Annotated in this window: 3 protein-coding genes; all 3 read left to right on the top strand. The window is 66.1% G+C overall.

Annotation, left to right across the window (positions count from 1 at the left end; all coding sequences use genetic code 11):
* Nucleotides 1-678: FAD-binding domain-containing protein (locus tag ACYVDE_RS21255; protein ID WP_460503538.1), on the top strand; the 678-nt coding region annotated here is incomplete at its 5' end.
* A gap of 162 nt (nucleotides 679-840) precedes the next feature.
* Nucleotides 841-1200, top strand: a complete 360-nt coding sequence (locus ACYVDE_RS21250) for an Imm51 family immunity protein (RefSeq protein WP_460503537.1) — start codon at nucleotides 841-843, stop codon at nucleotides 1198-1200.
* 103 nt (nucleotides 1201-1303) lie between these two features.
* Nucleotides 1304-1986 (top strand): SWIM zinc finger family protein (locus ACYVDE_RS21245; protein WP_460503536.1); only part of this gene is annotated, 683 nt, incomplete at its 3' end.

Here is a 1986-nt window from a genome sequence, read left to right as displayed (position 1 = left end):
CCCGCGCTGGGCGGAGGCGAAACCGCCCGCCTGGCCCGCCTGCACGACTACGCGGTGGAGCGCCACCTCATTGGCCGCTACGACGACACCCGCAACCAGATGCTGGGCGAGGCCTTCAGCACCAAGCTTTCGCCCTGGCTGGCCAACGGCAGCCTCTCGGCCCGCCAGATTTGGGCCGCCATCGACGACTACGACGCCACTCACGGCGCGCGCAGTAAAGGCGCCATGCAGCTGCGGCTGGAGCTGCTGTGGCGCGACTATTTCCGCCTGCTGGCCCAAAAGGCCGGGCCGGATTTTTTCCGCTGGCGCGGCCTGCGCGACCAATTGCCCAAGCCCATTCAGCCTGACCGTGCGGTGTTTGAGGACTGGGCCGCCGGCCGAACCGGCAACGCCTTCGTGGATGCCAATATGCGCGAGCTGGAAGCCACCGGCTTCATGAGCAACCGCGGCCGGCAGAACGTAGCCAGCTACCTCATCCACGACCTGCACCAGGATTGGCGCTGGGGCGCGGCTTGGTTCGAGCACCAGCTCATCGACTACGACGCGGCCTCGAACTGGGGCAACTGGAAGTACATCGCCGGCACCGGCACCGACGTGCGCGACACCGCTTTCGACGTGGCCCAGCAGGCCCGCCGCTACGACCCGCAGCAGCGTTACGTACGCACCTGGAGCAAGTAGTGAGGCGGGCTGTCCGTTGCGCCAGGCTACTGTTGAGACGCGACTCTTCGCGTCTCGGCGTCTGCGCCTTATCAACGATTTCGTTCAACACCGAGACGCGAAGTGTCGCGTCTCTACAGCGGGTCGGGCCATACGCGTCGGGGCCTACCGTACCTTCGCCGCATGTCCGACACGTTTCCCTTTCTGCTTGCTCCCGCCCCGCCGCCCATCTCGCCCGAGTACGAGATGCTGGTTTTTGCCGACGTGGGCGGGCTCGAAGACTACTATGCCCTGTTCCAGCACTTTGGGTTTGGCGGCACACCGGCCAGCTGGGCCGAGCACCTCGAAACCATTGTGGAAGAGCACTGCCCGGCGCTGCTCGACGAGCTGGAGCTTACCGAAAGCGGCAACACCTTCGTGGCCTACGCCAGCAACGCGGCCATTGCCAAGCAGTTCCTGGATTGCGTGCGCCCGTACTTCGGCTCGCTCGCCCAGCTGCGCCGCTACCTGAGCCAGGCCGACCCGGGCGACTTCTTCGCCTGAGTGCCGGGCCGGATTGCATGCGCGAATAATTCGGGTATCGGAGGCTGGGATGGTCGGGATTTTACGCCCCCAGCCCCTACCTTCGGCACCTACCCCGCCCCGCATGATTACCTATTCCGAAGCGCAGGCCCTCGCCTTCATCACCGACCCCGGCACCCTCAAACGCGGCCAGGAACTGCTGAAACCCGCCAAATGGAGCAACCTGGGCCGCACGGAAACCGCCGCCTGGGGCGACTGCGCCGGCAGCGGCAGCAAGCCCTACCGCACCGGCATCGACCTCACCGAACCGGCCTTCAAGTGCAGCTGCCCCAGCCGGGTATTTCCCTGCAAGCACGGCGCGGGCCTGCTGCTGCTCATGGCCCGGCAGCCCGAGCTTTTCGGTAGCAACACCCCGCCCGCCTGGCTGGAGGAGTGGCTGGAAAAACGCCAGCAAACCCAAGAGAAAAAGGCCGAGAAGCCCGTTGCGAAAGCGTCAAAAGCGGCGACCGTTGCGGAACGACCGGCGGCTGAAGCCAATCTGGGCGCTTCAATTTCTGGGGAAGCGGCGGCTGCGGAAAACGTCGCCGAAGCCTTGCTTCAAACACCAACCACGCCGGCTGTCGACCCCAGGCGCCTGGCCCGCATGGTGGCCGGGGCCGAAGACCTTGTGGCCTGGCTCGAAGACCTGATGCGCGCCGGCCTGGCCACGCTCGATAAGCAGCCGACCAATTACTGGGAAAGCCAGGCCGCCCGGCTGGTCGATAACCAATTGCCCGGCCTGGCCGCCACCCTGCGCGAGCTGGCCAC

The organism is Hymenobacter agri, from assembly GCF_054778495.1.
Note: the sequence above shows the minus strand (reverse complement) of the source record. Positions and strands in the feature narration are given on the sequence as shown.